5 protein-coding genes are annotated in these 7,362 nt (G+C 64.5%); 1 reads left to right on the top strand and 4 read right to left on the bottom strand.

Annotated features, from left to right (window positions below; all coding sequences use genetic code 11):
• Window positions 1-215 precede the first annotated feature (215 nt).
• Together secA and ABE473_RS11490 are read right to left on the bottom strand one after the other, a co-directional pair.
• Window positions 216-2,948 carry a preprotein translocase subunit SecA gene (gene secA / locus ABE473_RS11495; protein WP_346489558.1) on the bottom strand — a complete coding sequence of 911 codons (2,733 nt, stop codon included), beginning with the start codon at window positions 2,946-2,948 and terminating at the stop codon, window positions 216-218.
• A 168-nt stretch (window positions 2,949-3,116) separates the two neighbouring features.
• Entirely contained in the window at window positions 3,117-4,067 is a 951-nt protein-coding gene (locus tag ABE473_RS11490) for a M23 family metallopeptidase (protein WP_019182479.1), read from the bottom strand.
• 12 nt (window positions 4,068-4,079) lie between these two features.
• On the opposite strand from ABE473_RS11490, the gene ABE473_RS11485 reads away from it, so the two are divergent.
• A complete protein-coding gene (locus tag ABE473_RS11485; RefSeq protein ID WP_026069663.1) occupies window positions 4,080-4,520 on the top strand; it encodes a DUF721 domain-containing protein in 441 nt (146 codons plus the stop codon).
• A 296-nt stretch (window positions 4,521-4,816) separates the two neighbouring features.
• On the opposite strand, the gene lpxC is transcribed toward ABE473_RS11485, so the two are convergent.
• Window positions 4,817-5,728 carry a UDP-3-O-acyl-N-acetylglucosamine deacetylase gene (gene lpxC, locus ABE473_RS11480; protein ID WP_346489557.1) on the bottom strand — a complete coding sequence of 304 codons (912 nt, stop codon included), beginning with the start codon at window positions 5,726-5,728 and terminating at the stop codon, window positions 4,817-4,819.
• Between the two features lie 216 nt (window positions 5,729-5,944).
• Window positions 5,945-7,177 carry a cell division protein FtsZ gene (gene ftsZ, locus ABE473_RS11475; protein ID WP_176990394.1) on the bottom strand — a complete coding sequence of 411 codons (1,233 nt, stop codon included), beginning with the start codon at window positions 7,175-7,177 and terminating at the stop codon, window positions 5,945-5,947.
• Window positions 7,178-7,362: the final 185 nt, after the last annotated feature.

Raw genomic sequence — 7,362 nt, 5'->3', positions numbered from 1 at the left:
ATGCCGTTGTGGGCGAAATCAAGGAGGAGGGGACGGCCGCAGGCCGGCACCGGGGGACATTCGCCGACAACGGCATCGCGCCCCAGCGCCCGACCCATCGACCGCCGCCCCTGGAGAAGGTCAGAACGCCCCACATGCCTTCCCTGCAGAGGGAAGAAGAACCAAAAAAAAGCCCCGCACAAGGCGGGGCTTCTTCAGCACGTCCAATCAACCGATCAACTCAGCTGACCATGGCAGTGCTTGTACTTCTTGCCGCTGCCGCACGGGCACGGATCGTTGCGTCCGACCTTCGGCTCGTCGCGGGTGACCTGCGGCACGCCATTCTGCGCCGCCTCCACCTGTGCCGCCTCTTCGTCCGCACTGTAGCTGCCGGCGTCCTGGTGCTGGAACTGCGACTGCAGCAGACGCGCCTCCGCCTGCTGGCGCTCGGCCTGCTCCAGCGCCGCCACTTCCTCTTCGCTGCGGATGCGCACGCGCGCCAGCAACGTCACCACTTCGCGCTTCACGTTCTCCAGCATCTCCGAGAACAGCTCGAACGCTTCCTTCTTGTATTCCTGCTTCGGCTGCTTCTGCGCGTAACCACGCAGGTAGATGCCCTGGCGCAGGTAATCCATGCGCGCCAGATGCTCCTTCCAGCTCTGGTCCAGCACGGTCAGCATCACGTGCTTCTCCAGCGCGCGCATGGTCTCGTCGCCCACGCCGGCTTCCTTCGCCGCGAAGTGCTCGTCGACCTTGGCCTGCACCTTCTCGGCGATGCCCTCGGCGTCCAGCTCCTCGTGCGCCTTGACCAGTTCGGTCAGCGACATATCGATGCCGAAGTCCGAGGCCAGCGTCGCTTCCAGACCCTGCAGGTCCCACTGCTCGTCGATCGAGTTCGGCGGCACGAAACGCGCCACCACGTCGAAGATCACGTCGCCGCGGATGCCATCCACGTTGTCCTTCACCGACTCCGCATCCAGCAGCTCATCGCGCTGGCTGTAGATCACCTTGCGCTGATCGTTGTTGACGTCGTCGAAGTCCAGCAGGTTCTTGCGGATGTCGAAGTTGTGCGCCTCGACCTTGCGCTGCGCCTTCTCGATCTGCCGGCTGACCAGGCGATCCTCGATGACGTCGTCTTCCTTCATGCCCATCATGCGCATCGCCTTCTGGACCCAGTCCGAGGCGAAGATGCGCATCAGGTTGTCTTCCAGCGACAGGTAGAAGCGGGACGAACCCGGATCGCCCTGGCGGCCCGAACGGCCACGCAGCTGGTTGTCGATACGACGCGATTCATGGCGCTCGGTGCCGACAATGTGCAGGCCACCGGCGGCCTTGACGGCATCATGGCGGACCTGCCACTCGGCCTTGACCTGGGCACGCTGTTCCGGCGTCGCGTCTTCGCCCAGCTCATGCAGCTGCGCTTCCAGCGAACCACCCAGCACGATGTCGGTACCACGGCCGGCCATGTTGGTCGCGATGGTCACCGCGCCCGGCATGCCGGCGTTGGCGATGATGGTCGCTTCGCGGTCATGCTGCTTGGCGTTGAGCACTTCGTGGTGCACACCGGCCTTGCGCAGATGCTCGGACAGCATCTCCGAGGTCTCGATCGAGGTCGTGCCCACCAGCACCGGCTGGCCACGCTCGTTGCAGGCCTGGATATCGGCCAGCACCGCGTTGAACTTGCCGTTGCGGTTGAGGAACACCTGGTCCGAACCGTCCTTGCGGATGGTCGGGCGGTTGGTCGGGATCACCACCACTTCCAGGTTGTAGATGCTCTGGAATTCGTAGGCTTCCGTATCGGCCGTACCGGTCATGCCGGACAGCTTCTTGTACATGCGGAACAGGTTCTGGAAGGTGATGCTCGCCAGGGTCTGGTTCTCGCGCTGGACCGGCACGCCTTCCTTCGCTTCCACCGCCTGGTGCAGGCCATCGGACCAGCGGCGGCCGGCCAGGGTACGGCCGGTGAATTCATCGACGATCACCACTTCGCCATCGCGCACGATGTAATCCACGTCGCGCTGGTAGATCGCATGCGCGCGCAGGGCGGCATTGAGGTGATGCACCACGGTCAGGTTCTGCGCGGCGTACAGGCCTTCGGTCTCGGCATTGAGGATGCCGGCTTCGACCAGCAGCGCCTCGGCATGCTCCATGCCCGCTTCGGACAGATGGACCTGCTTGCCCTTCTCGTCGACCCAGAAATCACCCTCGCCTTCCTCGGCCTCCTGCTTGATCAGGTGCGGGACGACGCGGTTGACGCGGATGTACAGCTCCGGAGAATCATCGGCCGGGCCGGAAATGATCAGCGGGGTACGGGCTTCATCGATCAGGATCGAGTCGACTTCATCGACGATCGCGTAGTGCAGGCCGCGCTGGTAGCGGTCCGCACGGGACAGCGCCATGTTGTCGCGCAGGTAATCGAAGCCGAATTCGTTGTTGGTGCCATAGGTGATGTCGCTGGCATAGGCCTCGCGCTTGTCACCGTGCGGCATGCCCGGGTAGACCACGCCCACGCTCATGCCCAGCCAGTTGTAGAGCTTGCCCATCTGCGCCGAGTCACGGCGGGCCAGGTAGTCGTTCACGGTGACCACGTGGACGCCCTTGCCTTCCAGCGCATTGAGGTACACCGGCAGCGTGGCGACCAGGGTCTTGCCTTCACCGGTGCGCATTTCGGCGATCTTGCCCAGGTGCAGGACCATGCCGCCGATCAGCTGCACGTCGTAATGGCGCATGCCCAGCACGCGGCGGCTGGCTTCACGGCAGACCGCGAACGCTTCGGGCAGCACCTTGTCCAGGGCCTCACCGTCAGCGATGCGCTGCTTGAACTCCGGGGTCTTGGCCTTGAGCTGCTCGTCGGAGAGCTTTTCGATTTCCGGCTCCAACGCATTGATCTTGGCGACGATGCGGTTGAGCTGGCGCAGCTGTCGTTCATTACGACTGCCGAAGACGCGGGTAAGCAGGCTGTTGATCATTGAAGGAACCGGTTGGAATGAGACGCCCCAACGGCGGCGCTTTCCCCGGGGGATGCGCACGCCGCAAACGAAACAGGGCGCACTGCGCCCTGTCTATGGCAACACCCATTGTAGCTTGGGACGGGGGTCCGGCGTTTCAAGCACCCCCGTTCAAGTTCGTTACCGTGATCAGCCCCGCGAAACGCGGCCGACCGGGGTGTTGCCGCCATCACCGAGGAACTTGCGCGGATTGACCACCTGGCCGCGTTCCCAGACCTCGAAGTGCACGTGGGCACCGGTGGAACGGCCCGTGGAACCGGCCTTGGCCACTTCCTGGCCGGCCCGGACCAGGTCGCCCGGCTTCACCACCAGGCGCGAATTGTGCGCATAGCGGGTCACATAGCCGTTGCCATGGTCCACATCGACCACGTTGCCGTAGCCGCCCTTCACGCCGGCGAAGCTGACCACGCCGTCGGCCACCGACATCACCGGGTCACCGACCTTGGCGTGGAAATCCATGCCCTTGTGGGTGGCCGCACCGCGACCGAACGGATCGCTGCGGGTGCCGAAGTTGGAGGTGATGTAGGTATTGCGGATCGGCATCCGCGAGGGCACCGCGTTCTGTTCGAGCTGGTGGTCGAACATCAGCGATTCCATCACCGACAGCTGGCGGCCTGAAGCAGCGAAGCGCTGCTCCAGCACCTGTAAGTCGGCGTTGACCGCGCTGACCGGGATGTCCTGGGTCGGGCCGGGCTCGCCTTCACCGAGGCCGGGGGTCTCGTTGAAGTCGAATTCGCCGTCCTCCAGCTTGCCCATCTGGGTGAGTCGTTCGCCCAGGGCATTGAGACGGGTGGCCTGCGCCTGCAGCTCGCCCATCCGCGCAGCCAGCGCGTTGACCTGGGTCTGAGCGTCCTTCTGGGCCTGCGCCAGTTCGCGTTCCTGCTGTGCGACCTTGGCGTGGAGCCGGGAATCGTTGAACATGCTGCCACCGATACCGGCACCGAAGCCGATCAGGCAGCCCACCCCCAGCACACTGCCCAGCAGGGCACGGGGGGAATCTTCGAAGTAGAAACGCAAACGCGCCAGCGGCGTCTTGGCCTGTCCTTCACGCGTTTTGATTACGATCTTTTTGAATGCCATCAGTGAGTTTTCATGTCTGAGCCGAAATCCAGTGCCCGTTCCCCATCCACGCCGAAGCCGGCGCTGGATGCGGTCATGGCGGACAAAGCCGGTAACCCGCTGCGTCGTGCCCTGTGGCTCGACGCGCTGGACCGTCAATTGCGCCCCCATTTGCCGCCTGCACTGGCCACCCGTTGCCGGCTGGCGAATGTAAACGGCGAGCACCTCGTTTTTCTCGTCGAATCTCCCGTGTGGCACGCCAAGGTCCGGCTTGCCGAAGCACAGTTGATCGACGCGGCCCGGTCCATCGGGCTGAAGGTCACCAAGGTGACCGTCAAAACAGCATCTGCCCCTCCCCCACGCTCCCCAGCGATCGACAACAGGAATGGCCCCCACGCTGTTTCAGCCGCCACGCACAAAGGGCTACGCGACGCGTTGGCTTGTCTGCGCGATGTGGATTCCTCCAAATCGTGAAGCCATCGGGGCATCCCGCCCCTTCCCGGCCGCGTCACGATCACGTGAACTTTGGCTGGGAGCCGGTCTGCACTGTAGCGGCCGAATCGCCGCCAGTCGTTAGTGTTTTATTAAATTAACGTTAAATCTGGCAAGAACCTTGATGAGGTTCACAAATCTGTGCGCTGTGCACCCCTACGGTTCATTGACGTCAAGATCACGCCGGTTTCAGCCCGCCGTGACCGCTGGAAACAGAAACGGCGCCCTGGGCGCCGTCTTGTTTTGTTTCAAATCAATGGGTTGCAGCGAAACCGCGCTCAGGCGTACGCCGGCAGGCCGTAGACCACCGGCGCCGTAGCGGCCGGAGACTCGTAGCTGACCCACTCCCAGGCACTGGCATCGGCCAGCAGGGCACGCACCAGCTTGTTGTTGAGCGCATGACCCGACTTGAAGCCTTCGTAGGCGCCCAATACCTGGCCGCCGGCCAGGTACAGATCGCCGATCGCGTCGAGGATCTTGTGGCGCACGAACTCATCGGCGTAGCGCAGGCCGTCGTCGTTGAGCACCCGGAACTCGTCGAGCACGATGGCGTTGTCCATCGAACCGCCCAGGCCCAGGTTGCGCTCGCGCATGTATTCCAGATCCCGCATGAAGCCGAAGGTCCGGGCGCGCGAGATTTCCTTGGTGTAGGCCAGGGTCGAGAACTCGATTTCCGCCCGCGACTGCTTGGCCGGGATCATCGGGTGGTTGAACTGGATGGTGAAACCGAGCTTGTAGCCTTCGTACGGCTCGAAGCGGGCGACCTTGTCGCCATCGATGACTTCCACCGTCTTGAGAATGCGCAGGAAACGTTTCGGCGCGTCCTGTTCGGCGATGCCCGCCGACTGCAGCAGGAACACGAACGGGCCGGAGGAACCGTCCATGATCGGCAACTCGGCCGAGGACAGCTCCACGATGATGTTGTCCACACCCAGGCCGGCCAGGGCCGACATCAGGTGTTCGACGGTCTGGATCTTGGCCTCGTGATAGGTCAGGCCGGTGCACAGCGTGACTTCGGTGACCAGGTCCGCGCGTGCAGGCACTTCCACCACCGGGTCCAGATCGACGCGACGGAACACGATGCCATGGTTGACCGGGGCCGGGCGCAGGGTCATGTAGACCTTGTCACCGCTGTGAAGGCCAACGCCGGTGGCGCGGATCGTGTTCTTGAGGGTGCGTTGCGGAATCATCGGGGGGCAGGACCAGAAAGCGCGCGGTCAGCGCGGCTGTGACAAACAAGAATAACACGCACTACCGCTGTCCCTTCCGTGAACCGTGGTGCGTCGACAGCACTGCCCGGACGTGCGTGATGCACGACGGCGGTCAGACTGCCGGGCCGATCCTGGCCCGGCAGCATGGGACATGGAGGCGCTTACCGGGGAGGACAAGGCCCCGGCATGCGTGGCTCAGTCCGCCTGGCGGCGCAGGAACGCCGGGATGTCCAGGTAATCGTTGGGCAGTTCAGCAGCGGCCGGACCCGACGCGCTCGGGGCGGTCGGCGCCACGGTGTCGGCGCTGGGACGACGCAGGCCCATGCCCATGCCCATCCCGCCCACGGCCTTGGAGACCGCATCGCCGCCGTTGTCGAACTCGCCGAACTCCGGCTGGCCGGTGGTGGCGTTGCGGACCAGCTTGATCGGTGCGCGCTCGCCCGGACGCTGGGTCTTGGCGGTGACGGCACGGTTCAGGCCGGTGGCGACCACGGTCACGCGGACTTCGTCCTGCATGTCCGGATCCAGCACGGTACCCACGACCACGGTGGCATCTTCGGAAGCGAAGCCGTCGATGGTGCGGCCGATCTCGTCGAACTCGGCCATCGTGAAGTCGGCGCCGGCGGTGATGTTGACCAGGATGCCGTTGGCACCGGCCAGGTTCACATCGTCCAGCAGCGGGTTCTGGATGGCGGCTTCGGCCGCGGCCTGGGCGCGGTCATCGCCACGCGCGGTGCCGGTGCCCATCATCGCCAGGCCCATTTCGGACATGACGGTGCGGACGTCGGCGAAGTCGACGTTGATCAGGCCCGGACGCACGATCAGGTCGGCGATGCCCTGCACGGCGCCCTGGAGGACATCGTTGGCGGCACGGAAGGCCTGGATCATGGTGGCGTTGCGGCCCAGGACGGTGATCAGCTTTTCGTTCGGAATGGTGATCAGCGAGTCGCAATGCTGGCTCAGCTCTTCGATGCCCTTCAGCGCGACCTGCATGCGGCGACGGCCTTCGAACGGGAACGGCTTGGTGACCACGGCGACGGTCAGGATGCCCATCTCCTTGGCCAGCTGCGCCACGACCGGGGCTGCGCCGGTACCGGTGCCGCCGCCCATGCCGGCGGTGATGAAGACCATGTCCGCACCCTGCAGGGCGTCCATGATGCGCTCACGGTCTTCCAGCGCGGCCTGGCGGCCGACTTCCGGGTTCGCGCCTGCGCCCAGGCCCTTGGTGACGTTGGTACCCAGCTGCAGCTGCAGCTTGGCACCGCAGTTCTTGATGGCCTGCGAGTCGGTGTTGGCGGTGATGAATTCCACGCCGTCCACACTGGTGCTGACCATGTGCGCCACGGCGTTGCCGCCGCCGCCGCCCACGCCGATCACCTTGATCACCGCATTGGGTGCCATCTTTTCAATCAGTTCGAAATGCGCCATGTCCGTGTCCTCTTGGTGCCGTTTACGCGGGACGGGGGCTTCGGAGAATCCTTCTCCTGTCCTCCCCACCGTCGTGCCGGCGAGTTGTAGTTGGTATGCCGGGCTGGATAGAGCCAACCGCGGCAGTGTTGCCTGCTTCAATGAACGACCCGGGGGCCGGTGGTGCTGCATCGTGTTGCGGGTTG

The organism is Stenotrophomonas sp. TWI700 (genome assembly GCF_039673645.1).
Taxonomy (GTDB): Bacteria; Pseudomonadota; Gammaproteobacteria; order Xanthomonadales; family Xanthomonadaceae; genus Stenotrophomonas; species Stenotrophomonas maltophilia_AA.
This window is presented reverse-complemented; position numbering and strand designations above follow the sequence as displayed.

Coding starts and splice junctions, on each gene's coding strand:
- secA (WP_346489558.1), bottom strand. CDS start 2,948: ATGATCAACAGCCTGCTTACCCGCGTCTTCGGCAGTCGTAATGAACGA.
- ABE473_RS11490 (WP_019182479.1), bottom strand. CDS start 4,067: ATGGCATTCAAAAAGATCGTAATCAAAACGCGTGAAGGACAGGCCAAG.
- ABE473_RS11485 (WP_026069663.1), top strand. CDS start 4,080: ATGTCTGAGCCGAAATCCAGTGCCCGTTCCCCATCCACGCCGAAGCCG.
- lpxC (WP_346489557.1), bottom strand. CDS start 5,728: ATGATTCCGCAACGCACCCTCAAGAACACGATCCGCGCCACCGGCGTT.
- ftsZ (WP_176990394.1), bottom strand. CDS start 7,177: ATGGCGCATTTCGAACTGATTGAAAAGATGGCACCCAATGCGGTGATC.